The organism is Streptomyces sp. NPDC031100 (assembly GCF_055570785.1).
In genome coordinates this window covers 116,817-139,429 of sequence record NZ_JBVIGN010000014.1, presented here as the reverse complement: position 1 = coordinate 139,429, position 22,613 = coordinate 116,817, and the positions used below count along the sequence as shown (strand labels likewise).

The following is a 22,613-nucleotide window of genomic DNA, read 5'->3' as shown; positions in this document are numbered from 1 at the left end:
CGGTCAGTCGCGTCTCGGAGCCGCCAACCGGTGCAGGCGCAGGGCGAGTTGGATCTCCAGGGCGCGGGCCGGGGTCTGCCAGTCCGCGCCCAGGAGGCGTCCCACGCGCTCCAGCCGCTGGGCGACCGTGTTCACGTGCACATGGAGTGCGTCCTTGGTGCGGGCCGGGCTCATCCCGCAGGCGAAGTACGCGTCCAGGGTGGACAGCAGCTCGGTGCCGCGGCGCTCGTCGTAGGCCGCGACCGGGCCGATGGTGCGCTCGACGAAGCCGCCGATGTCCCGTTCGCCCGCGAGGAGCAGGCCGAGGAAGCCGAAGTCCTCGGCCGCCGCGCCGTCTCCGTCACGGCCGAGCACGTGCAGCGCCTCCAGGCAGCGCCGGCCTTCCGCATAGGCGGCGGCCACCGTGTCGGGGTGGGCGGCGAGGTCGGTGAAGGGGGCGGAGGCGCCGACGGTGACGGGCTGGTGGACGGCCGTGCCCAGGTGGCGTGCGGTGCGGCGGGCGAGGTCCGTGGCGGTGTCGCCGGTGGTGAGCGGGAGCAGCAGGACCGTGCCGCCGTCGCGGGCGGCCGCCAGGCCCTGCCGGGTGGCGGCGAGGTGGGAGGCGGCGGACCACAGGCGGCGGCGGGCGGCCGCTTCCTCGTCGGCGTCGCCCGCCGGTCCCTCCAGGCGGGCGGCGAGGACGACGTGGGTGGCGTCCAGGTCGGCGTGCAGGCGGGCCGCACGTTCGCGCAGCAGGCGCGGGTCCCGGTCGCGGACGTCCAGGAGGTCGTCCAGCAGCTCGCCCCGCACCCGCTGTTCGGCCTCGGCGGCGGAGCGGCGGGCCAGCAGGAGCAGCGAGGTGACCATCGCGGCGCGTTCCAGGGTGCGCTGGTCGACCGGATCGAGGCCGGGGTGGCCGTGCAGCACCAGCGCGCCGAGGAGTTCGCCGCCCGCGGCGACCGCGGCGATCCAGTCGCTTCCGTGCAGTACGGCGTGCCCGTCGGCGCGGGATGCCTCCAGCGCCGCGGCAGGTGCCGTAACGGCCTCGGTGAACTCGACCGTGCCGTCGAGGACCTCGGAGACGGCCGCGGCCACGTCGTGCACCCCGCCGCCGCGCAGCACGAGTTCGGCGAGCCGGTCGTGCACGTCGGAGGCGCGCTCGATGACGGCGCTGCGGTCCCGGATGATCTCGTTGGCGCGCTCGAGTCCGGCGAGGGCGGAGCGGGTCTCGGTGAGGAGGTTGGCGGTGTCGATGGCGGAGGCGGCGAGCGCGGCGAAGGAGCCGAGCAGGGCGATCTGCTCGCGTTCGAAGACCCGGGCCCGCCGGTCCGCGGCGAAGAGGACGCCGATGACGTGCGGGCCGAGCATCAGCGGGACACCGAGGATGGCGACCAGGCCCTCGTCGCGGACGCCGGCGTCGATGGCGAGGGTGTGCTGGAAGCGGTCGTCCTTGAAGTAGTCGTCGGTGACGTACGGCCGCGCCGTCTGGGCGACCAGCCCGCCGAGCCCCTCGCCCATGCCGAGGCGCAGTTGCTGGAAGCGGGCGGAGACCGAGCCCTCCGTCACGCGCATGTAGGTGTCGCCGCGCGCCGGGTCGTTCAGGCTGAGGTAGGCGATGTCCGTGCCGAGCAGGGAGCGGGCGCGCTGCACGATGGCCTGGAGGACGGCGTCCACGTCCCGGAGGCCGGCCAGGTCGTGGGCGGTCTCGAAGAGCGCCGACAGTTCCGCTTCGCGCCGCCTGCGCCCTTCCAGCTCCGAACGCACCCGCAGGGCGAGGAACTTGGCGCGCTCCAGCGCGGCGATCCGGTCGGCCGGTTCTCCCTCGGCGCGGGCGAGCAGCACCGGCTGCTCGTACGCCTCCACCGGGGCGTCGTGAGCCAGCAGGTCGAGGTACGGGGCCGCCGCGCTGCCGTCGGGCACCCCGCCGGCGCCGCCGGTGGTGGGGTGCTCGGCTGACGGGAGGTGATCGCGAGACATGGTCACAGGATTCCGCATCGGCCGCTCGGCCCGTCGAGCCTGTGGAAAACTCCCGGGCCGGGCGCCGCGGGCCCGCTCAGTGGGCCGTCCAGCCGCCGTCCAGCACCAGCGAGGTGCCGGTGACGAAGGAGGCCTGAGGGCTGCACAGGTAGGCCACGGCAGCGGCGACCTCCTCCGGTTCGATGAGCCGCCGGACGGCGCTGTCCTTGAGCAGGATCTCGGACAGGACGCGCTCCTCGGGGATGCCGTGCGCCCGGGCCTGGTCGGCGATCTGCTTCTCGACCAGTGGGGTGCGCACATAGGCCGGGTTCACACAGTTGGAGGTCACACCGTGGGGCGCGCCCTCCAGGGCGGCCGTCTTGGAGAGTCCTTCGAGGCCGTGTTTGGCGGCCACATAGGCGGACTTGAAGGCCGAGGCGCGCAGGCCATGGACGGAGGACACATTGACGATCCGGCCCCAGCCCTGCGCGTACATGTGCGGGAGGGCACCGCGGATGAGCCGGAAGGGCGCCTCCAGCATCACGGTCAGCACGGTGTGGAAAGCGTCGGGTGGGAAGTCCTCGAGGGGGCGGACCAGTTGCAGTCCGGCGTTGTTGACCAGGACGTCGGTGCCGGCGGCGGCACGCTCGGCGGCGTCCAGGTCGGTGAGATCCAGGACCCGGGGTACGACCGTGCCCGCGAGGTCCCGGTCCTGCTCGGCCTGTTCCGCCAGCTCGGCCAGGCCCGCCGCGTCCCGGTCGACGGCTTGGACCTCGGCCCCGGCGGCGGCGAGCCGCAGCGCGCAGGCGCGGCCGATGCCGCTGGCGGCGCCGGTGACCAGGGCGGTACGGCCGCCGAGGTCGAGGGAGAGGGGCGAGGCAGCAGGGTGGGGGGCGGGCAGGTGGCTGGACGAGGTCATGCGCCGACCCTAAGCGGAGCCCACCCATCGCCACATGTGGTGACCACCCATACTTCAGCCAAGAGGCATAGGGTCAAACCATGTGGGTGCCTCGGACAGGGCCTGCTTGATCCGGAGCCGCCCGAACTCGTTCAGCTCGGGCAGGGCGTCCACCGTGAACCAGCCCACGTCCAGCGACTCGTCGTCGTTGACCCGGGCCTCGCCGCCCACGGCCCGGCAGCGGAAGGTGATGTCCATGTACTGGCAGATGTCCCCGTTGTCGTAGGTGACCGGTGCCAAGGCCTGGACGAGGACGACCCGCTCGGGGACGCAGTGCACCGCCGTCTCCTCGAAGACCTCCCGCACGGCGCAGGCCGCGGGCTGCTCGCCCGGATCCGGGATGCCACCGATCACCGACCACTTGCGGGTGTCGGTCCGCCGGCCCAAGAGCACCCTGCCCTCGTCGTCGAAGACGATGGCGGTGACCCCAGGGAGCCACAGCAGCTGATGGCCCGCGGAGGCCCGGAGTTTACGGAGGAATTCAGGAGTAGCCATGGGCCCGACCCTAACGGGCCCATGCGCTGGTTCCGTGGCTGTTCAGGGCGCGTACGGCGGTCGTCCGGCTACGCGCCATCGCTGCGCCGGGCGCGCAGCCCGGACCCGATCGCCCAGCCGAGCCCGCCCGCGGCGACCAGCAGCAGGGCGATCTCCGGGAGAATGCCCAGCCGGGTCGCGGGGGTCTCGGTGGTGCGCAGCGGAACCTTCTGGACCAGGTAGGCGGGCACGAACATGCCGGTCTTCTGGGTGATCTCCCCGTCCGGCATGATGACGGCGCTGACGCCGCTGGTCACCGGCACGGTCACGGTCCGGCTGTGCTCGACGGCGCGGATGCGGGACATGGCGAGCTGCTGGTAGGTCATCTCGCTGCGGTCGAAGGTGGCGTTGTTGCTGGGCACGGAGATCATCTCCGCGCCGTGCGTGACGGTGTCGCGTACGGCCCAGTCGAAGGCGGCCTCGTAGCAGGTGGCGAGGCCGACCTTGGCGCCGTCGATGTCGAACACGCCCGGCTTGCTGCCCCGGCTGAAGTCCTGGCGGACCATGCTGGTCCAGTTCTTGTTGATCAGGCCGATGAACGAGCGCAGGGGGAGGAACTCGCCGAACGGCTGGACCTGGCGCTTGTCGTAGGTCTGCGTCGGGCCCTTCACCGGATCCCACAGGATCTGCTCGTTGAGCAGCTTGCCGTCCTTCTCGACGACTCCGCCGACCGAGATGGGCGCGCCTATCGCCTTCGCGGCACCGTCGATGACGGCGGCCGCGTCGGTGTTGATGAAGGGGTCGATGTCCGAGGAGTTCTCGGGCCACAGCACGTAGTCGGGCTTGGGCGCCTTGCCGGCCTTGACGTCGGCGGCGAGCTTGAGGGTCTCCCGGGCGTGGTAGTCGAGGACGGCCCGTCGCTGGGCGTTGAACTCCAGGCCGGAGCGCGGCACGTTGCCCTGGATGACGGCGACGGTCGCGGTGCCGTCCTCGGCCTGGTCGCTCACCAGCGGCCGGGCCGCGACCGCTCCCGCCACCGGGACGGCGACGCTCAGCAGCGCGACGGCGGCGGCCCCGCGCTTCAGGGTCCGGGTGCGGCGCCGCTCGGCGACCATGCGCCCCGCCTCGTACAGACCGAACCCGCACAGGACGACCGCGAAGCCGAGCACCGGGGTGCCGCCCACCGCGGCGAGCGGCAGGAAGACGCCGTCCGCCTGGCCGAAGGCGATCTTGCCCCAGGGGAAGCCGCGGAACGGTACGCGCGCGCGTACCGCTTCTCCGGCGATCCAGACCGCGGCCGCCCACACCGGCCAGGCCGGCAGCTTGGACACCGCGGCGACACCCACGCCGACGAGGGCGACGAAGAGCGCCTCGATGGCGGCCAGGGCGAGCCAGGGGCCGGGGCCGACCTCCACGCCGGTCCACACCAGCAGCGGCAGCAGGAAGCCGAGCCCGAACAGGTAGCCGAGACCGAGAGCCGCCTTCAAGCTGCGGCCGCGCAGCACCCAGGCGAAGCCGGCGAAGGCGGGCAGGGCCAGCCACCACAGGGGGCGCGGCGGGAAACTGACGTAGAGCAGCACTCCGCAGAGCGCGGAGGCGACGGCCGGGACCGGACGCAGCAGCCGGCGGCCGCGCGCGGTCGCCGCGGAGGGCGGCCTGAGCTGGTCGGACTGGTCCACGGAGGTTGCGGTGACGGTCACCCGGGGAGTGTACGGCGGTTGACCTTGCCGCCGACAGCACGGGCCGTGCGGGCACCGCCTCCGCCCGCGCAGGAGGAGCGCCGGAACAGCGATCTTCCTGCGCTCCTCCTGCACACATCGGTCATCAGCCGTTACGGTGTGCCCCAGCCTCAGCCGTGCGGCCGGTCCCGGTGCGTGCGCCGGGGCCCGCCACAGGTCGGGGGACCGGGGTACGAGGGGCGACGAGTGGGGTCGACGGGGACGAGGTCCGCGTCCAGTGCGAGCGGCGCGGACGCGTACAGCGCCAGACGAAACGTTTCTGACGGAGCGGGCATGATCCTTCTGGGAGCGTGCGCCGCCTGGTCGCTGATCACGGCGGCGGCCCACGGCGGGCGGCCCGAGGGGGTCCTGCTCGCGGTGCTCGCCGTGGTTGCCGGTTATGCCGCGGGCCGGATCTCCGGGGCGCTGCTTCCGGTGGCCGCGCCCGGCGCGGGTGCGGCGATCGGCCTCGCGCCGGCCGTACTGCTGCCCGACCTCTCCACCGGCCCCCGGTACGCCGCACCGCTCGGACATGCCGGCGCCACCGCCGCCCTGCTGGCGCTGGCCACTGGCGCGGCCTGCTGTGCCGCCTGGGCCGCGCGCAGGTCGGCGCTACGGCTCGGGCTGCTGCTGCTCGCCGCCGGGATCACGCTGACCGGGGCCGCCGTGGGCTCGGCGGTCGGCTGCGCGGCCAGTGCCGCCGTGCTGCTGTGCTCGCTCGCCGCGGGCTCGATGCCTCACCGGGGCGTCGGCATCGCGGGGCTGGCCCTGGCGGCAACCCTGATGGCGGGGACGATCTGGGCGCTCGCCGCGGGCACTCTGCCCGGTGGTCTCGCCGAGGCGCTGGAGGGCCGGTTCACACCGCACCGGGTGCAGCTGTGGCAGGACGCTCTGCGGCTGGCCGGCGGAGACACCGGCCTCGGGGTCGGCCCAGGCCGCTTCGGCGAGCTGAGCGGCGCGGCACAGCAGGCGACCGTGCCCGACGGCCGACCGCACTCGGCCCCGCTCCAGCAGGCGGCCGAGCAGGGCGTGGTCGGGGTGATCCTGCTGGCCGCCGCGTTCGCCTGGGCTCTCTACGCCCTGTGGCGCACCCCGCGTTCCACCCCGGTCGCCCTCACCGCGGGCGCCGCCCTGACCGCGCTGGCCGCGATCGCCTCGGTCGGCAACGCGCTGAGTTTCACCACGGTGACGGCAGGCGCGGGGCTACTGGCGGGATGGGCGACGGCACGGCCGTGGATCGGCGTGAGCACGGAGCCGTAGCAGGCGTGCCGGCTCGGGCCGGGATCGCGGGGTGGTTCGAGGGCACGGGGCCAGTGTCGGTACGGGCGGCCCGAAAACCGCCGTCGGCCTCCCCGGGGACCAGCCGACGGTGGCGCACCCCGCGTTCCACCCCGGTCGCCCTCACCGCGGGCGCCGCCCTGACCGTGCTGGCCGCGATCGCCTCGGTCGGCAACGCGCTGAGCTTCACCACGGTGACGGCAGGCGCGGGGCTACTGGCGGGATGGGCGACGGCACGGCCGTGGATCGGCGGGAGCACGGAGCCGTAGCAGGCGTGCCGGCTCGGGCTAGGGTCCGAAGGCGTGGGAAACCGTGTCGGTACGGGCGGCACGGAGAGTTGTCGTCGGCCTCGCGGGGACCAGCCGACCCGGGATCGGCCCGTGCCCGGTCTCAGTGCGTGCTGCCCGGTGTGCTCGTGCGCAGCCTGGCCCTGATGGCCCGGACCGCCGACTCCGCGTTGTCCACAGTGATCGTGAAGGTGTGGCCGTCCCAGAGGCGCAGCACGATGCCCTCGCCCCGGCGGACGACGACCGCGGTGCCCTTCTCGGGGCGCCAGCGGTAGCCCCAGCCGCCCCATTGACGCGGGGTGACATGGGGGCTGAAGTCGGCTCCGGCGACCTGGGACAGAGGGATGCGACGGCGCGGCACGCCGATGTGACCGCAGCGCACCTCGACGCACTCCTTGTCGAGCTTCAGGTCGACGTGCACGAAGGCGAGCGTGCCGAAGAGGACCAGCAGTCCGGCAGCGATGCAGCCCACGACGGACATCACGAGCGGGGCGATGCCCGAGGTCCAGGCCGACTCCACGGCCAGTTCGATGCCGAGCGCCATGCAGGCCGCACCGATCAGCGCCAGCAGCCATTGCACCCGGTTGGTGGCGCGCCCGGTCCAGACGTCCGGGGGCGAGGCGTCCTCGGCGTGGCGGTGCTCCCTCATGTTTATGAGGTTACTCAGGTTTCGCTGCGCCGGTACCGGCTCGCGGAGAGTGACTGCCCGCGCCGCCCGGCCGGGGGGCGGCGGGCGCCCCCGGATCAGTGCCGGTCGGCGAACGGGCCGACGGCCGGCAGCAGCCGTCCCTCGGCGTAGTGCAGCGCGGCCGCGGGCAGCGTGCCCTCGCGCCCGCTCAGCAGCACCGTGAGCTCGCCCTCGGCCGGGGACTCGGGTGCGGGCTGTTCGCCGAGGCGGCGCAGGGCCTGGGCGGCCACGGCCCCGGCGGAGCCGTGCAGCACGAGCGGGGCGGAACCGGGGCGCTGCACGGCGGCACGGATGCGATCCGCCACCAGCTCGTAATGGGTGCAGCCCAGGACGACGGTCGTTACATCCTGCGGGGTCAGCGCGGCAGCGGCGGCGACCGTCGCGTCGATGGCCGCCTCGTCCGCCTGTTCCACGGCCTCGGCCAGCCCCCAGCAGGGCACCTCGGTGACCCGGACGCCGTCGGCGAAGTCCTCGATGAGGCCGCGCTGGTAGGGGCTGCCGGTGGTGGCGGGCGTCGCCCAGATGGCGACGGGGCCGCCACCGGCGGCGGCCGGCTTGATCGCCGGGACCGTGCCGATCACGGGCATGCCGGGTTCCAGGCGGGCGCGGATCGCGGGCAGGGCGTGCACGGTGGCCGTGTTGCAGCCGATGATCAGGGCGTCGGGCCGACGGGCCGCGGCGGCCTCGGCGACGGCCAGGGCACGCCGGGTGAGGTCCTCGGGCGTGCGCGGCCCCCAGGGCATGCCGTCGGGGTCCAGGGAGAGGACGAGATCCGCGTCGGGGCGCAGGCGCCGTACCGCGGCTGTGGCCGCCAGCAGGCCGATTCCGGAGTCCATGAGCGCGATCTTCACCCGGCCACGATAGACGATCGGACCTTGCGGGCCGGTCGGGTGGGGCAGACTGCGGCCGTGACCGCGATCGTGTGGACCACCGTCGTATCCCTCGCCGCCTGGTGCTGGCTGCTGCTGTGCCAGGGCTTCTTCTGGCGCACGGACGTCCGGCTGCCGCCTCGCCGTGACCCCGCCGACTGGCCACCGGTCTGTGTGGTCGTCCCGGCCCGCGACGAGGCCGCCGTACTGCCTGAGAGCCTGCCGTCGCTGCTCGCACAGGACTATCCGGGGCGGGCGGAGGTCTTCCTCGTGGACGACGGGAGCACGGACGGCACCGGGGAGCTGGCCCGCGAGCTGGCACGGCGGCACGGCGGGCTGCCGCTCACGGTGGACTCCCCCGGCGAGCCGCCCGCGGGCTGGACGGGCAAGCTGTGGGCGGTGCGGCACGGCATCGGTCTCGCACGCGCGCGTGCCCCCGAATACCTGCTGCTGACGGACGCGGACATCGCGCACGCGCCGGACAGCCTGCGCGCGCTGGTGGCGGCGGCCCGCACCGGGGGCTTCGACGTGGTGTCGCAGATGGCGCGGCTGCGGGTGGAGAGCCTGTGGGAACGGCTCGTGGTCCCGGCGTTCGTCTACTTCTTCGCGCAGCTGTATCCCTTCCGCCGGATCGGCCGGCGGGGAGCGCGGACCGCGGCAGCGGCGGGCGGCTGTGTCCTGCTGCGCGCCGACATGGCCGAGAAGGCGCGGATTCCGGACGCCATCCGGCACGCCGTCATCGACGACGTCGCCCTCGCGCGCGCGGTGCAGGGCGCCGGCGGTCACCTCTGGCTGGGGCTGGCCGACCGGGTGGACAGCGTGCGTCCCTATCCGCGGCTGCACGACCTGTGGCGGATGGTCTCCCGCAGCGCGTACGCGCAGCTGCGGCACAACCCGCTGCTCCTGCTCGGCACGGTCGCCGGGCTCGCCCTGGTGTACCTGGTGCCGCCCGCGGCCGTGGTGGCAGGGCCGGTCACGGGCAGTGCGGCGACGGCGGTCGCCGGCGCGGCGGCGTGGGCCGTGATGACGGGGACGTACGTGCCGATGCTCCGTTACTACCGGCAGCCGCTGTGGCTCGCGCCGCTGCTGCCCTTCACCGCGTTCCTCTATCTCCTCATGACGGTCGACTCCGCGGTGCAGCACTACCGGGGCCGCGGGGCGGCCTGGAAGGGCCGCACCTACGCGCGTCCGGACGCCCTGCCCGAGGAGGGCTGACCCCGGTCACTTGCGTCCGGGCGTCCAGTTCATGCCCCACCCGTAGGCGCGGTCCATGGTCCGCTGTGGGCTCACGCCGCGCTCCGGTACCAGGTAGCGCGCCTCGCGCTGGACGACGAGATCGGCGCCCGTGTTGGTGATCAGGGCGAGTGCGCAGACCGGGGAGGGGACCGTGCACTCGTCCAGCGAGAACTCGATGGGCGCGCCGTGCTGGGGCTGGAGGGTGACCGTCGCGTGCAGGTCGGCGAAGGAGGCGGCGCCCTCGTAGATGGTGACGAAGACCAGGATGCGGCGGAAGTCCTGTTTGTGGTCGAGGTTGATGGTGAGGTTCTCGCCGGTGGCCACGGCGCCGGTGCGGTCGTCGCCGTCGAGGTGTATGTACGGCGGACGGTTCAGGGAACCGAAGGCGTTGCCGAGCGCCTGGACGACGCCCTTGCGGCCGTCGGCGAGCTCGTACAGGGCGCACAGGTCGAGGTCGAGGTTCCCCTGGGCGCCGCCCCATCGGCCGCCCCAGCCCGGTAGTTGTTTGTGCACCTGCCAGTTGAGGTTCACCCGCATGGCACCGGAGGTTCCGCCCTGCTTGGCCAGGGAGACCGAGGGGGCCGCCTTGGTGAGGGTGACCTTGGAGAGGCGTACCGGTGCGGGCACAGCGGCGGCCGGGGGCGGCGGAAGGGGCACGGGAGCGGTGGTGGGCGGCGGCATGGTCGCCGACGGCGGGACCGGCGGCGCGGCGGGCGCGGGAGGCGGCGCGACGGGTGTGCGGGACGGCGCGGCGTGCTGCGGCTCGTCGACGGTGATGCCGAAGTCCGTTGCCAGGCCTTCGAGTCCGCTGCTGTAGCCCTGGCCGACGGCGCGGAACTTCCAGCCGCCCTGGCGGCGGTAGAACTCGCCGAGCACGAAGGCCGTCTCCACGGTCGCGCCGGGGCTGTCGAAGCGGGCGACCACGGCACCGCCGCCGGCGTCGGTCACCTCGATGTAGAGGTCCGGGACCTGCCCGAACGTGCCGCCGTCCGCGGAGGCCGCGAGGACGATCCGCTCGATCCCGCTCTCCACGCGCGCGAGGTCCACGAGAAGGGTGTCCGTGACGCGCGCGCCGGCGGTCCGCTTGCCCTCGTGACGGACTGCGCCGGAGGGGTGCGCGGGCTGGTTGTAGAAGACGAAGTCCCCGTCGGAGCGGACCTTTCCGGCCGCGAGCAGCAGCGCCGAGGCGTCCGCGTCGGGCACGCCGGGTCCGGGTCGCCAGCCCAATTCGACGCGCAGGGCCGTGGTCGGCACCGGCGCATTCGATCCTTTCGGCATTGACATGTCCGCCCCCATCGTGTGTGTCGGTATCCCGGACGTGCCCGGGCTCCCGGGATCATCCCTACCCGCCCAACCTATTCCCGGGTGCAGCGAACTCCCATGAGTGGCACAGAAAGATCGCCGGTCAACCGCCGGTAACCTGCTGGGAAGCCGCCCTTTACAGGATCCAAACGTTGCCTCGCGTCCATTTTTGCCGAGTTCGCTCGGATTGGGGATCCCCAGTCACTGCCGGCACGGAAAACAACCCTCTTATCGGTCTCCCCAACCAGCACATCGTGGGCTTAACTTATGTGCCATGACCTCCCCCCGCTCCACCTATGGCGGCGGCTACTACTCCGCCTCCTTCCCGGACACCCCGATCTACGACTCGCTCGTGGCCGAGCGGGGCACCCCGCAGATCGCCCCGATCCGGGTCCCCGCCGCGTACGACACGGGCAGCAGCTTGCCCGCGCTGCCGTCGGCACTGCCCGCCCTCCCGGCAGCCCCCTCCCCGCAGATGCCCGCCTACGGATATCCGCAGATGCACCAGCCCGCCCCGCTGCAGCAGGCGCCCACGGCGTACATCCCGCAGCAGGCGAGCGCACCGCGCGGCTATCCCGGCCCGCAGGCCCCGCAGCAGCCGCGTCCCATGGCGGCCGGCACGGGGTACGAGGCCATGCGCCCGGCCGCGCCGCGTCCCGCGCCGGCTCCCTACCAGGATCCGTACAACAACCAGCAGTACCGCGGCTACTGATCGGCGCCCCCGGCTGTCGGTGCCGCCTGGCACGATGGCGTCATGGGGAACGCAGAACTGCAGTCGATCCACCTGCATCCGGTCAAGGCGTTCCGGGGCGTCGCGCCCCGGGAAGCCGTGGTGGAGCCCTGGGGGCTGGCCGGAGACCGACGCTGGGCACTGATCGACGACGGGGGAAAGGTCGTCACCCAGCGCGAGCAGCCGCGTCTCGCGCTGGCCGCCGCCGAGCCCATGGCCGGCGGCGGCATTCGGCTGTCCGCGCCCGGACAGGAGCCACTGATGATCGCCGTCCCGGAACCGGCGGCCACGGTTTTGACGAACGTCTTCGGCACGAAGGTGGAGGCGGTCGCGGCCTGCGACGCCGCCCATGACTGGTGTTCCACGTATCTGGGTGCCGAGGTCCGCCTGGTCCACCTGGACGATCCGGCCACCCGCCGTCCCGTCGACCCCGAGTACGCGCTGCCGGGCGAGACGGTGAGCTTCGCCGACGGCTACCCCCTGCTGGTCACCACCGTCGCCTCCCTCGACGCCCTGAACTCCCGCATAGCGGAGGGCGGTCACGCCGCCGAGGGCCCGCTGCCGATGAACCGCTTCCGGCCGAACATGGTCGTCGCGGGCACCGAGGCCTGGGCCGAGGACCACTGGACGCGGATCTGCGTCGGCGAGGTCGTCTTCCGGGTCGCCAAGCCCTGCGGGCGCTGCGTCGTGACCACCACTGACCAGGAAACCGCCGAGCGCGGCCGCGAACCCCTGCGCACGCTCGCGCGGCACCGCAGGGTAGGCACGAAACTGATCTTCGGCCAGAACCTCGTGCCCCTCACGCCGGGCACGGTCCGGGTCGGGGACCCGGTGCGGGTGCTGGAGTAGAACTCGAGGACCGCGTGGTCTTCTGACCCGGTGCGGCACGCCGGGCCGAGCACCCACCGGGCTCCGGGAATCCGCCCGGCGGGCGGGGAACCCGGAGGCGGGGCCCGGTCGTTGTGACGACATGGGACATGCGTGAGACCGGCCGGCCGGAAGTGATCTCGCTCTCTCCTGATCCGGGCCGGTGGCGAGCGCATCCGCCGGGGGCTATGACGGAGCGGTAGGGGGCGGTGGGGGGTGGGGACATGCGAGCACTCAGCGGCCTGTGGCGCTGGCGGCGCAATCCGCTGCGCCGTACGACCGATCTGGCCGAGGCCTGGGTGGCGCTCATGACGCTGGTGCTGGTCGCCGTGGCCGCGCCCGTGATCGGCTTCCTGGTCGGCATGGCGGCCGAGAACTCCCTGCAGCGCTCCGTGCGCGAGCAGCAGCACTCCCGCCACCTCGTCACCGCCACCGTGATCCGCAGACTGGGCGGTGCCCCGACGGAGACCGACCCCGACACCAGCACCGCCCGCGACGCCCGCAGCCGCGTCCTCGCCGACTGGACGGCACCGGACGGCACCCGGCAGCACGGACCGGCCCTGGCGGACCTCAAGTCCCCGCACCAGGGCGACCACTTCCGGCTCTGGACGGACCCGCACGGCCGAATAACCACCCGCCCGCTGGACTCCCCGACGGCGACGACGCACGCGGTGCTCGCCGGGTTCGGCGCGGCCCTGCTGACCGCGGGCCTGGTCGAGAGCGGTCGGCGCCTGATCGTCTGGCGCATGGTCCGCCGCCGGTACGTGCGTTGGGACCAGGCCTGGGACCGCGCGGGCCCGGACTGGGGCAAGGCGGGCACCGGCAGCTGACGGCCTTTCCGGCTCTGGTCAACCCACCAGCCGTGCGCACGCTACGGTGGACCGGCCGACTCGCATTCGGCATCGACCCGCGTACTACGAGGTGGGGGCACAGCAACGCCATGGCACAGGGCACGGTCCAGGTGACGCACACCGGTACATCGCGGTGGCGGCGCCGCACAGGTGAGTACGCATCGCTCGCCGCCGCCCTGGAGGCCGCCACCGACGGTGACGTCCTCACCATCGCCCCCGGCACGTACCGGGAGAACCTGGTCGTCCAGCGGTCCGTGACGCTGCGCGGCCCCGAAGGCTCGCCCGGCTCGGTGCGGATCGCGCCCGTGGACGGGGTGCCGCTGACCGTGCGGGCCTCCGCCGTGGTGCAGGACCTGCACGTGGAGGGTCAGGACGCCGCGGCGCCCGCCCTGTTGGTGGAGGAGGGCACGCCCGAGCTCACGGACCTGCGGATCGTCACGCGGTCCGCCGCGGGCATCGAGGTGCGGGGCGGGGCGCGTCCGACCGTGCGGCGCTGCACCGTCGACAACCCGGCCGGCATCGGCATCGCCGTCCTCGACGGCGGCGGCGGGGTGTTCGAGGAATGCGAGGTCGTCGCCGCCGGGCAGGCCGGTGTGGCGGTGCGCGGGGGCGCCCACCCGCGCCTGGAGCGCTGCCGGGTGCACCACGCCTCCGGCACCGGGCTGAGCGCGACCGGCGAGAACTCCGCGCTGGAGGCGGTCGGTTGCGAGGTGTACGAGGTCCGGGGCTCCGGGGTGCAGGTCACCCAGCGGGCCACGGCGCACCTGACCGACTGCGATGTGCACCGCACCACGGCCGACGGTGTCACGCTCGACACGGACGCGGTGCTCACGCTCGCGGACTGCCGGATCCACGACATCCCGGAGAACGCGGTCGACCTGCGCTCCCGTTCGGTGCTCACGCTGACCCGGACGACGGTCCGTCAGTTCGGGCGCAACGGCCTGTCCGTGTGGGACCCGGGCACCCGGGTGGACGCCAACCAGTGCGAGATCTTCGACAGCACCGGCGACTACCCGGCGGTGTGGGTGAGCGACGGGGCCACCGTGGTCCTCGACTCCTGTCGGGTGCACGACGTGCCGGACGCGCTGTTCGTGCTGGACCGCGGCTCGCGCGCGGACGTCGTGGACAGTGACCTGTCCCAGGTGCGCAACACGGCGGTGTCGGTGAGCGACGGCGCGACCGCGCAGCTCGACGACTGCCGGATCCGGGAGGCGGCCACCGGCGCCTGGTTCCGCGACCACGGCAGCGGCGGAACGCTCAACAACTGCACGGTGGACGGCACGCAGACCGGCGTGATCGTCACCAAGGGCGCCGACCCGACCATCGAGCGGTGCACGGTCGAATCCCCCGCCGAGGCGGGCTTCTACGTGTCCGCCGGCGGCCGGGGCAGCTTCCTGAACTGCCGGGTCCGGGGCAGCGGCGGCTACGGCTTCCATGTGATCGACGGCTGCCGTACGACGCTCAGGAAGTGCCGTACGGAGCGATGTGCGCGCGGCGGCTACGAGTTCGCCGACGCGGGGCCGGACGCGGGGGCCGGGACGGGCCCGGTCGTGGAGGACTGCACCAGCGACGAGAGCAGCAGCCTGCGGCCGCCCGCGGTCCGCGAAACGGCCGTACAGACCTCCTCCCCCTCCCCCGGGCTGCTCGGTGCGATCCCCGGGCAGCGCGCCACGGAGCAGGAGCCGCTGCTCGCCGCGTCCGAGCCGGAGCCGCCGGCCCGGACGTCGAAGGCCGTGCTCGGCGAACTGGACGCGCTGGTGGGCCTGGAGAGCGTCAAGCGCGAAGTGCGGGCGCTGACGGACATGATCGAGGTGGGCCGGCGCCGGCAGCAGGCGGGCCTCAAGGCGGCCTCGGTCAAGCGTCACCTGGTCTTCACCGGCTCCCCCGGCACCGGCAAGACGACGGTCGCCCGGCTGTACGGCGAGATCCTCGCCTCTCTCGGGGTGCTGGACAAGGGCCACCTGGTCGAGGTGTCCCGGGTCGACCTGGTGGGCGAGCACATCGGCTCCACGGCGATCCGCACCCAGGAGGCCTTCGAACGGGCGCGTGGCGGTGTGCTGTTCATCGACGAGGCCTACGCGCTGTCCCCGGAGGACGCCGGGCGGGACTTCGGCAAGGAGGCCATCGACACGCTGGTGAAGCTGATGGAGGACCACCGGGACGCGGTGGTGGTGATCGTGGCCGGCTACACCGCGGAGATGGAGCGTTTCCTCTCCGTCAACCCCGGTGTGGCGTCCCGCTTCTCCCGGACCATCACCTTCAGCGACTACGGCCCCGACGAGCTGCTCCGGATCGTGGAGCAGCAGGCCGACGAGCACGAGTACCGGCTGGCGCCGGGCGCCTCGGAGGCGCTGCTGACGTACTTCACGGCGATCCCGAAGGGCCCCGCGTTCGGCAACGGCCGTACGGCGCGCCAGACCTTCGAGGCCATGGTGGAGCGGCATGCGAGCCGCGTCGCCCAGCTGGCGGACCCGAGCACCGACGACCTGACGCTGCTGTACGCGGAGGACCTGCCGCAGCTGTCCTGAGAGGGACCGGCAGGGTCATGCGGGCGCCCCCGGTTCCGGGCGCTGCCCGGGGAGGTCCGGGCGCAGGCGGGCCAGCAGCCGGGCTCTCTCCCGCGCGAAGTCCGGGTCCGCCTGGTAGTCGCAGTGGCCGAGGATCGGGGCCGGGAGCGGGTGCTCGGGGGTGCGGCCGTAGGCGAGCGGGTCCTTCAGGGCGTCGTGGTCGACGGCCGGGCCGTCGTCGCCGGGAAGCCGGATCGGGCCGCCGATGGGGTCGGTGCGGCGGTGGAGGTTGCGCCAGCAGGCGATGTCGCCGTGCAGGGCGCCGAGGGCGCGCGGGCCGAAGTGGGCCGGGAACCAGCGGCCGTAGAGGCGCTCCAGGGGGGAGCCGTACGTGAGCAGGGCGACCCGTTTGCGGACGGACGGGGTCAGCTGCCAGGCGGCGGCCGCGGCCAGGACGCTGCCCTGGGAGTGGCCGGAGAGGACCAGGCGGCCGCCGGTGTGCCGGGTCCAGGTCGCCATCCGCCAGGTCAGGTCCGGGACCGCGCGCTCGGCGTAGCAGGGCGGGGCGAAAGGGTGGGCGGCGCGCGGCCAGAAGGTGCCGACGTCCCAGAGGATGCCGATGGTGCGCCGGGCGGAGGCGTCCCGGTAGGCGCGCCGACCCCAGGTCACGAACAGCAGGAAGCCCAGTCCGACCAGCCAGGAGCCGAGATCCTGCGAGGCCCCGGTCACCGCCTGGACGATGTCGTACGACTGCCGGGCCGCGCCCTCGGGAGTCTTGCCGGTGGCCAGGGCGCCGGCCAGTGCGACGGCGCCCAGCAGCAGGGTGGCAGCGCTGAGCACGGCGACGACCAGCGGTGTGCGGTCGGTGAGGGTGGCCAGGGCCCGGGCGCGGGCGATGCTGCGGGTGCGGGAGGGGTCCTCGGGCTCGCCGGGGTGCTCGTGGCGTACCCGGTCGCGTTCGGTGCGGGCCAGCCGTGCGGCGCGCAGGGCCAGGTGGGCGGCAACGGCGAGCAGCACCACGAGGAGGGGCGGGATCACGGACGCCTGCCAGGTCAGCAGCACCGGGGGCCCGTCGAGCAGGGCCCGGGTGCCGTCCAGCCAGTCGGCGACCCGCTGCGCGATCCCGCCGGACATCACCCCGCCCAGTGCACAGGCGAGCAGCGCGACCGCCGGCCCGCCGAGGCCGCGCATCCCGGTGCGCGGGTCCGGGTGCCGGCGGTACAGGTCGTGCGCCACGACCGCGAGGACGACGGCGAGCAGGCCCTGGGCCAGCATGAGGGCGCCGAACGCCGGGTCCCCGGGCAGCCGCCCGGCGGACTGCCAGCCGGGTCGTGACCAGCCGGCGTACAGCAGGGTGAGCAGGAGCAGGCCTAGGGCGACGAGCGGCAGGCCGCGGACGAGACGGCGGTCGAGCTGCTGGTCGAGGAGGGTCTCGCTGCGGCCCCGGCGGCAGACCACGCCCACCACGACGGCCGCACAGCCGAGCAGGGCCGCGGCGAGCACCCAGCCGAGCGCATTCAGTGCCGCGGGGTCGCCGGAGCGGTGGTCGAAGCGGGCCGCGGGCGTGACGACGGCGGCGGCGACGGTGAGCAGGCCCGCCGCGGTGTGGGCCGCGCGCAGCCGGGCGACCAGGCGCCGGCCGTACCAGAAGCCGGGCTGGGCCAGGGCGCTGTCGTCGGTCTCCGGCTCGGGGTCGCGGTCCATCGGCCGGTGGGACTCGTAAGCGCTCCATGTGCGGTGCGAGAGATACCAGAGCAGGACGGTGAGGGCGGTCGGGACGGACGCGGCGAGGGCGAGCCTGCGGCCGGGCCTGCTCCACCAGCCTTCACCGGAGACGGCGGGCGACAGGAAGCCCAGCCAGGAGTGGCGCCGGGCGCAGGCGGCGACGCCGGCGCACTGCCAGGCCACCAGGTCGAGCGCGACCTCGCAGACCGCGGCCACCAGCAGCACCGTGAGGGTGAGGGCGGTCAGGCGCACGAGGAGGCCGTAGAGCTGGACGGTGCGTCTGCGGCCGGGGGCGGCGGGGCGCATCCAGTGGGCGAGGTTGACCACCATGAAGGGCAGCAGCAGGAGCCACAGGGCGCGGCTGCCGTCGCCGGAGGTGAGGTTGGACCAGACGTACGCCTCCTGCACCGGCTCCTCCGGGGATCCTTGCCCCGGCCCGGCCGGAGCGTCCCCGACGTGATCTGCGCGCCGGAAGCACGCGGCTGTGTCGTCGCCGGTGATCCGGACCGTTCGCGGATCGTCGAGCATCTTCTCGGGGGTGGTGCCGCCGACTCCGTGCACCAGGAGTTCCAGGTCGGGCTCCGCCTCCGTGGGCCGCGGGGCAGAGCCGTGGGTCTCCCGCCCGGCGACGCGTTCCTGCGCACGTTCCACTGTTCTCGCACTTCCCCCGTGACATGCCTCAAGACCTGTGTCCGTGCAGGCATCAGATGTCCGTTTCCGGGGCGTCGTACACCTGTCGTCACGGAATCTCCCCGATCCGTGTGACGACGGGCGGGAGAGGCGGTGCCCGGATGTGCCCGAATGGCATGTGCGCGTCGTGACAGGTAGTGGCGCAACCGGTGCCGTCCCGTGAAAAGATGGGACCGCCGCGCACCGGAGACGGATGGAACGTCCAGGTCGGAGGAGGTGCGGCGGGCGTGTCGGGCGGATTTGCGGCGAAAGGACCGGAGCGTACGTGAGTGAGAATCAGAACCTCCTCGCGGAGCAGCGCCGCGCCCTGATCCTGGACGAGGTCCGGCGCCGGGGCGGCGTGCGGGTCAACGAACTGACCCGCAAGCTCGGCGTGTCGGACATGACCGTGCGCCGCGATCTCGACGCGCTGGCCCGCCAGGGCATGCTGGAGAAGGTGCACGGCGGCGCGGTCCCGGTGGTCGAGGCGAGCACGCACGAGCCGGGCTTCGAGGCCAAGTCGGGTCTGGAGCTGACCGCCAAGGAGGACATCGCGCGGGCCGCCGCCAAGCTGGTCACCCCGGGCACGGCGATCGCCCTGTCCGGCGGTACGACGACCTACGCGCTCGCCCAGCACCTGCTGGAGGTGCCCGATCTGACCGTGGTGACGAACTCGGTGCGGGTCGCCGACGTCTTCCACGCGGCACAGCGCACCTCGGGGCAGCGGCAGGGCGCGGCCACGGTGGTGCTGACCGGCGGCGTGCGCACCCCGTCCGACTCACTGGTGGGCCCGGTGGCCGACCAGGCGATCGGCGCCCTCCACTTCGACCTGCTCTTCCTCGGCGTGCACGGGATATCGATCGAGGCGGGCCTGTCCACGCCGAACCTCGCGGAGGCCGAGACCAACCGGCGCCTGGTGCAGTCGGCGCGCCGGGTCGTGGTGGTGGCCGACCACACCAAGTGGGGCACGGTGGGCCTCAGCTCGTTCGCCGCGCTGGAGCAGGTGGACACGCTGGTCACCGACGCGGGTCTGCCCACGGAGGCGCGAACGGAGATCGCGGAGCATGTGCGGCGCCTGGTGGTGGCGGGCGAACCCGAGGACGACGAGGACATCTGACGGGGCGTCAGCTACGCTGGACGGCGCAACGCCCCGCATCCGCAAGGGACTTCACGAGGGGGTTCGTCGCCATGGCTCACCGTCTGCGGCCGGTGGAGATCGACTTCGTCGAGACCGCCCCCGTGCGGCTCGTGTTCACCCGGGACATCGCGGCCGCTCCCGACGCGGTCTTCCGCGCCCTGGCGGAGGACGTGTCCGGCTGGCCGGAGTGGTTCTCGGCGGTGTCGTCGGCCCGGCCGACCGAGGGCGGGCGCGAGGTACGCCTGCGGGGCGGCACCCGCTTCGAGGAGTCGGTGCTGGTGGCGAAGGCACCCGAGGTGTACGCCTACCGCGTCGACGTGACGAACACCCCGGGGGCCCGCGCCTGGATCGAGGAGTGGCGGCTGACTCCGGCCGGCACGGGGACCCGGGTCCGGATGACCTTCGCCCTGGACGGTACGAGTCCCTTCCGCGCCGTGTGCCGTCTCGCCGGCCCGGGTGTGGGGCGCGCCTTCCGGCAGGCGGTCACCCGGCTCGACCGGAAGGTACAGCGCCCCTCGTAAGCCGCTGGAGGACGTCGGGCCTCAGTCCGGCCACACGCCCGTGGCCAGCAGGGACTCGATCGCCGCCGTGTACGGGGCGATGTCCAGGCCCTGCTCCTCCAGCCAGGTGTCCGAGTAGTACTTGTCGAGGTAGCGGTCCCCCGGGTCGCACAGCAGGGTGACCACGCTGCCCGTGCGGCCCGCGGCCACCATCTCGGAGGCGATCTTCAGCGCGCTCCACAGGCCGGTGCCCGTCGAGCCGCCCGCCTTGCGGCCGATGGCCCGCTCCAGGGCTCGTACGGCGGCCACGCTGGCCGCGTCCGGGACCTTCATCATCCGGTCGATGGCGCCGGGCACGAAGCTCGGCTCCATGCGCGGCCGGCCGATGCCCTCGATACGGGAGCCGCAGTCGCAGGTGACGTCCGGATCGCCGGTGGTCCAGCCCTCGAAGAAGCAGGAGTTGTCCGGGTCGGCGACGCAGATACGGGTGTCGTACTGCATGTAGTGGACGTAGCGCGCGAGGGTCGCCGAGGTGCCGCCGGTGCCGGCCGTCGCGACGATCCAGGCGGGCTCCGGGAACCGCTCCAACTCCAGCTGGCGGAAGATGGATTCGGCGATGTTGTTGTTGCCGCGCCAGTCGGTGGCCCGCTCGGCGTAGGTGAACTGGTCCATGTAGTGGCCGCCGGTCTCCACCGCGAGGCGGGCGGACTCCTCGTACATCTTCCGGGAGTCGTCCACGAAGTGGCACTGTCCGCCGTGGAACTCGATCAGGCGGCACTTCTCGGCGCTCGTCGTGCGCGGCATGACCGCGATGAACGGCACGCCGATCAGCTTGGCGAAGTAGGCCTCGGAGACGGCCGTCGAGCCGCTGGACGCCTCGATCACCGGGCGGCCGGGCCGGATCCAGCCATTGCAGAGGCCATAGAGGAAGAGCGAGCGGGCGAGGCGGTGCTTGAGGCTGCCCGTTGGGTGCGTCGACTCGTCCTTCAGGTACAGGTCGATGCCCCACTGCTCGGGCAGCGGGAAGCGCAGCAGGTGCGTGTCCGCCGAGCGGTTGGCGTCGGCCTGCACCTTGCGGACGGCTTCTTTCAGCCAGTCGCGGTAGGCGGCGTCGCTGCGGTCGACGTCGAGGGTGGCGCCGGTCCGGGTCTGTGGGGTGGTGCTCACGGCGGGGCTCCTTACGCTGTGCGCCGACGGCGCCTCGCGCGGCCGGCACCTCGATCATAAGCACCTTCCACACCGCTTCTCACCTGCATAAACGCATCTTTGAGCCACCCAAAGACGCGCTGGGGCACACCCGTGCGAGGCGCTCGGGGGCGCATTTGGCGCGAGTGCTCCGGGCGCCCGTCGCACGCGCCACGTGCGTACTGGTGCTCCGGGCCGCATCGGGGCAGACTGCACCGGACGGGACGATCGTCCCGAACGAGGGCGCACACTGGATCACGAAGCCGGTACGGCGCCCGGCGGCACGACCGGACAGGGGCCGGATCCGGACCCGCGCGGGCCGGGTTCCGGCGAGCGACGCACAAGGGGGCGGCGAAGGATGGCGGAGCCGGAGTTCACGGCCACGGGCGTGCGGATAGGAAAACGGATGCGTTCGCTCACCCGGGCCGGGCAGGTCCGGATCAGCGACGGCCGGCTGGAGTTGCTCACCAGCTACGGCAGCGAGATCGACAGCGCGCCGGTGCAGGCGGTGCGCGCCTCCAAGCCGTGGTTCGCCCCGGAGGACCGGGCGCTGGCGGACCTCAACGGCAATCGATACCTGCTGACGCTGGGCGAGCAGGATCCCGCTCCGGGCGAGCCGGGGCCGCCCGCGGCGCGGCGGTTCATCGAGGCGGTGCGCCGGGCCGCCGGACGCGGCGGCTGACCTTCGCCTGGTTGAGGCGAGCTGACCTGCACCTCATTGCGGCGAGTTGCGGGAGTGCATCCGCTGCGTCACGCTGGTCTCACGTCACTCTGGGTTTACCGGCGATAACGCTGCGAACCAGCCCGCCGGCCGCGACAGCAGGCGGACGTTTGGACGCAAGCACCCTGCTGGATCCGTTGTTCTCCGTGTTCCTCCGGTTCCTCCGGACCTCACATCGGGGAGTCGCAGCAGTGATCAGTCACCCGAGCAGGCACTGCACGGTGGAGCTCCAAGCCCTGCCGTCGCGGATCGGACAGGTCCGCAGAATCGTATCTGCACAATTGCGTTACTGGCATTTGGACCCGTTGATAGACCGGGCCGCGCTCGGTGTGACCGAGCTGCTCAGCAACGTCCACCGGCATGCCCGGCCCGACAAGTCGTGCACCGTCGAGCTGGAACTGCTGGTCGACCGGCTTACGGTCTCGGTGCGCGACAACGATCCACGTCTTCCGGTGGTGGCCGACGTCGCGGACGCGACGGACGCCACCCCGCTGGCCACCTGCGGGCGGGGCCTGGCGATGGTGGCCGCGGTGAGCGAGAGCTGGGGGGCGCGCCCGGACGGCGACAACGGCAAGGTCGTGTGGTTCACCCTGCCCGCACCGGCCGCGGCACGCCGACAGCCCGCCCGCCTGCCCCGCCGGACGGCCGCACCCCGCATCACCGGGGCGCAGCCCGCACCGGCACCGGTCACCGCCCCGCCTCCGGAGCCCGTGCCGGCCCACGCCTCCGCGGCCGCCCCCGCTCCCGCCCGGTCAGCCGTTCCCGGCTGACCGGGCGGTGACCGGATCGGTGCCGCCTGCCCGTGTCACACGGCATTGCGCACTGCCGCCCGCCCCTCTCGTACGTCGCTGCCGCCCGCCCGTGTCATAGAGCGCTGTGCGGTGTCGGCGGCCCGTGTCATAACGCACTGCCCGGTGCCGCCCACCCGTGTCGGGCACTGCCCGGTGCCGCCCACCCGTGTCGGGCACTGCCCGG

At 73.4% G+C, this 22,613-nt stretch carries 19 protein-coding genes and 1 pseudogene; 11 read left to right on the top strand and 9 right to left on the bottom strand.

The features are described 5' to 3' along the window. Positions 1-3 precede the first annotated feature (3 nt). The 4 genes from ACZ5DS_RS33560 to lnt form a co-directional block, all read right to left on the bottom strand. On the bottom strand, positions 4-1,956 hold the full coding sequence (locus ACZ5DS_RS33560) for a helix-turn-helix domain-containing protein (protein WP_468246083.1): 1,953 nt from the start codon (positions 1,954-1,956) through the stop codon (positions 4-6). 76 nt (positions 1,957-2,032) lie between these two features. Further along, positions 2,033-2,854, bottom strand: a complete 822-nt coding sequence (locus ACZ5DS_RS33555; RefSeq protein ID WP_468246080.1) for a 3-hydroxybutyrate dehydrogenase — start codon at positions 2,852-2,854, stop codon at positions 2,033-2,035. Positions 2,855-2,908: 54 nt separating this feature from the next. Beyond that, positions 2,909-3,388, bottom strand: a complete 480-nt coding sequence (locus tag ACZ5DS_RS33550; protein ID WP_468246078.1) for an NUDIX hydrolase — start codon at positions 3,386-3,388, stop codon at positions 2,909-2,911. Positions 3,389-3,456: 68 nt separating this feature from the next. Then, a complete protein-coding gene (gene lnt, locus ACZ5DS_RS33545) occupies positions 3,457-5,067 on the bottom strand; it encodes an apolipoprotein N-acyltransferase (RefSeq protein WP_468246075.1) in 1,611 nt (536 codons plus the stop codon). A 312-nt stretch (positions 5,068-5,379) separates the two neighbouring features. Here lnt and ACZ5DS_RS33540 point away from each other — a divergent pair, with 312 nt between their 5' ends. Both ACZ5DS_RS33540 and ACZ5DS_RS33535 read left to right on the top strand, forming a co-directional pair. After that, the gene (locus tag ACZ5DS_RS33540; RefSeq protein WP_468246073.1) at positions 5,380-6,345 is read left to right on the top strand and encodes an O-antigen ligase family protein; all 966 of its coding nucleotides are present in this window, start codon (positions 5,380-5,382) and stop codon (positions 6,343-6,345) included. A gap of 110 nt (positions 6,346-6,455) precedes the next feature. Then, positions 6,456-6,632, top strand: a pseudogene (locus ACZ5DS_RS33535) (O-antigen ligase family protein); the annotation flags it as partial. Between the two features lie 121 nt (positions 6,633-6,753). Here the strand turns inward: ACZ5DS_RS33535 and ACZ5DS_RS33530 are convergent. Then, a complete protein-coding gene (locus ACZ5DS_RS33530) occupies positions 6,754-7,299 on the bottom strand; it encodes a hypothetical protein (protein ID WP_468246071.1) in 546 nt (181 codons plus the stop codon). A 95-nt stretch (positions 7,300-7,394) separates the two neighbouring features. Continuing rightward, a complete protein-coding gene (locus ACZ5DS_RS33525; RefSeq protein WP_468246068.1) occupies positions 7,395-8,189 on the bottom strand; it encodes a glutamate racemase in 795 nt (264 codons plus the stop codon). 57 nt (positions 8,190-8,246) lie between these two features. On the opposite strand from ACZ5DS_RS33525, the gene ACZ5DS_RS33520 reads away from it, so the two are divergent. Then, the gene (locus ACZ5DS_RS33520; RefSeq protein ID WP_468246066.1) at positions 8,247-9,422 is read left to right on the top strand and encodes a glycosyltransferase; all 1,176 of its coding nucleotides are present in this window, start codon (positions 8,247-8,249) and stop codon (positions 9,420-9,422) included. A 6-nt stretch (positions 9,423-9,428) separates the two neighbouring features. On the opposite strand, the gene ACZ5DS_RS33515 is transcribed toward ACZ5DS_RS33520, so the two are convergent. After that, positions 9,429-10,739, bottom strand: coding sequence for a TerD family protein (locus ACZ5DS_RS33515; RefSeq protein ID WP_468246064.1), 1,311 nt, complete (start codon positions 10,737-10,739; stop codon positions 9,429-9,431). A gap of 280 nt (positions 10,740-11,019) precedes the next feature. On the opposite strand from ACZ5DS_RS33515, the gene ACZ5DS_RS33510 reads away from it, so the two are divergent. From ACZ5DS_RS33510 to ACZ5DS_RS33495, 4 genes are all read left to right on the top strand, one after another. Continuing rightward, positions 11,020-11,457 (top strand): DUF6643 family protein, encoded by a 438-nt coding sequence (locus tag ACZ5DS_RS33510; protein WP_468246062.1) that lies wholly within the window; start codon positions 11,020-11,022, stop codon positions 11,455-11,457. A gap of 42 nt (positions 11,458-11,499) precedes the next feature. Beyond that, entirely contained in the window at positions 11,500-12,324 is an 825-nt protein-coding gene (locus ACZ5DS_RS33505; RefSeq protein ID WP_468246059.1) for an MOSC domain-containing protein, read from the top strand. A 242-nt stretch (positions 12,325-12,566) separates the two neighbouring features. Continuing rightward, positions 12,567-13,172 carry an Rv1733c family protein gene (locus ACZ5DS_RS33500; RefSeq protein ID WP_468246058.1) on the top strand — a complete coding sequence of 202 codons (606 nt, stop codon included), beginning with the start codon at positions 12,567-12,569 and terminating at the stop codon, positions 13,170-13,172. Positions 13,173-13,282: 110 nt separating this feature from the next. Then, positions 13,283-15,721, top strand: a complete 2,439-nt coding sequence (locus tag ACZ5DS_RS33495) for a right-handed parallel beta-helix repeat-containing protein (RefSeq protein WP_468246056.1) — start codon at positions 13,283-13,285, stop codon at positions 15,719-15,721. Between the two features lie 15 nt (positions 15,722-15,736). Here ACZ5DS_RS33495 and ACZ5DS_RS33490 read toward each other — a convergent pair whose 3' ends face one another. After that, positions 15,737-18,076: a hypothetical protein gene (locus ACZ5DS_RS33490; protein ID WP_468246054.1), complete on the bottom strand. Its 2,340-nt coding sequence runs from the start codon at positions 18,074-18,076 to the stop codon at positions 15,737-15,739. A 304-nt stretch (positions 18,077-18,380) separates the two neighbouring features. On the opposite strand from ACZ5DS_RS33490, the gene ACZ5DS_RS33485 reads away from it, so the two are divergent. Further along, the gene (locus tag ACZ5DS_RS33485) at positions 18,381-19,211 is read left to right on the top strand and encodes a DeoR/GlpR family DNA-binding transcription regulator (RefSeq protein ID WP_468246052.1); all 831 of its coding nucleotides are present in this window, start codon (positions 18,381-18,383) and stop codon (positions 19,209-19,211) included. A 71-nt stretch (positions 19,212-19,282) separates the two neighbouring features. Then, complete coding sequence (locus ACZ5DS_RS33480) at positions 19,283-19,753, top strand: SRPBCC family protein (RefSeq protein ID WP_468246050.1); 471 nt, start codon at positions 19,283-19,285, stop codon at positions 19,751-19,753. Between the two features lie 21 nt (positions 19,754-19,774). Here ACZ5DS_RS33480 and ACZ5DS_RS33475 read toward each other — a convergent pair whose 3' ends face one another. Continuing rightward, a complete protein-coding gene (locus tag ACZ5DS_RS33475; RefSeq protein WP_468246047.1) occupies positions 19,775-20,899 on the bottom strand; it encodes a PLP-dependent cysteine synthase family protein in 1,125 nt (374 codons plus the stop codon). A 376-nt stretch (positions 20,900-21,275) separates the two neighbouring features. Here ACZ5DS_RS33475 and ACZ5DS_RS33470 point away from each other — a divergent pair, with 376 nt between their 5' ends. Further along, positions 21,276-21,599 (top strand): hypothetical protein, encoded by a 324-nt coding sequence (locus ACZ5DS_RS33470; protein ID WP_468246046.1) that lies wholly within the window; start codon positions 21,276-21,278, stop codon positions 21,597-21,599. A 230-nt stretch (positions 21,600-21,829) separates the two neighbouring features. After that, complete coding sequence (locus ACZ5DS_RS33465) at positions 21,830-22,408, top strand: ATP-binding protein (RefSeq protein WP_468246045.1); 579 nt, start codon at positions 21,830-21,832, stop codon at positions 22,406-22,408. Positions 22,409-22,613: the final 205 nt, after the last annotated feature.

Bases quoted from the DNA above. Each gene is read 5' to 3' on its own strand.
- ACZ5DS_RS33505 (WP_468246059.1), top strand. From the start codon at position 11,500: ATGGGGAACGCAGAACTGCAGTCGATCCACCTGCATCCGGTCAAGGCG.
- ACZ5DS_RS33470 (WP_468246046.1), top strand. From the start codon at position 21,276: ATGGCGGAGCCGGAGTTCACGGCCACGGGCGTGCGGATAGGAAAACGG.
- ACZ5DS_RS33480 (WP_468246050.1), top strand. From the start codon at position 19,283: ATGGCTCACCGTCTGCGGCCGGTGGAGATCGACTTCGTCGAGACCGCC.
- ACZ5DS_RS33560 (WP_468246083.1), bottom strand. From the start codon at position 1,956: ATGTCTCGCGATCACCTCCCGTCAGCCGAGCACCCCACCACCGGCGGC.
- ACZ5DS_RS33555 (WP_468246080.1), bottom strand. From the start codon at position 2,854: ATGACCTCGTCCAGCCACCTGCCCGCCCCCCACCCTGCTGCCTCGCCC.
- ACZ5DS_RS33495 (WP_468246056.1), top strand. From the start codon at position 13,283: ATGGCACAGGGCACGGTCCAGGTGACGCACACCGGTACATCGCGGTGG.
- ACZ5DS_RS33510 (WP_468246062.1), top strand. From the start codon at position 11,020: ATGACCTCCCCCCGCTCCACCTATGGCGGCGGCTACTACTCCGCCTCC.
- ACZ5DS_RS33550 (WP_468246078.1), bottom strand. From the start codon at position 3,388: ATGGCTACTCCTGAATTCCTCCGTAAACTCCGGGCCTCCGCGGGCCAT.
- ACZ5DS_RS33540 (WP_468246073.1), top strand. From the start codon at position 5,380: ATGATCCTTCTGGGAGCGTGCGCCGCCTGGTCGCTGATCACGGCGGCG.
- ACZ5DS_RS33515 (WP_468246064.1), bottom strand. From the start codon at position 10,739: ATGGGGGCGGACATGTCAATGCCGAAAGGATCGAATGCGCCGGTGCCG.
- ACZ5DS_RS33500 (WP_468246058.1), top strand. From the start codon at position 12,567: ATGCGAGCACTCAGCGGCCTGTGGCGCTGGCGGCGCAATCCGCTGCGC.
- ACZ5DS_RS33530 (WP_468246071.1), bottom strand. From the start codon at position 7,299: ATGAGGGAGCACCGCCACGCCGAGGACGCCTCGCCCCCGGACGTCTGG.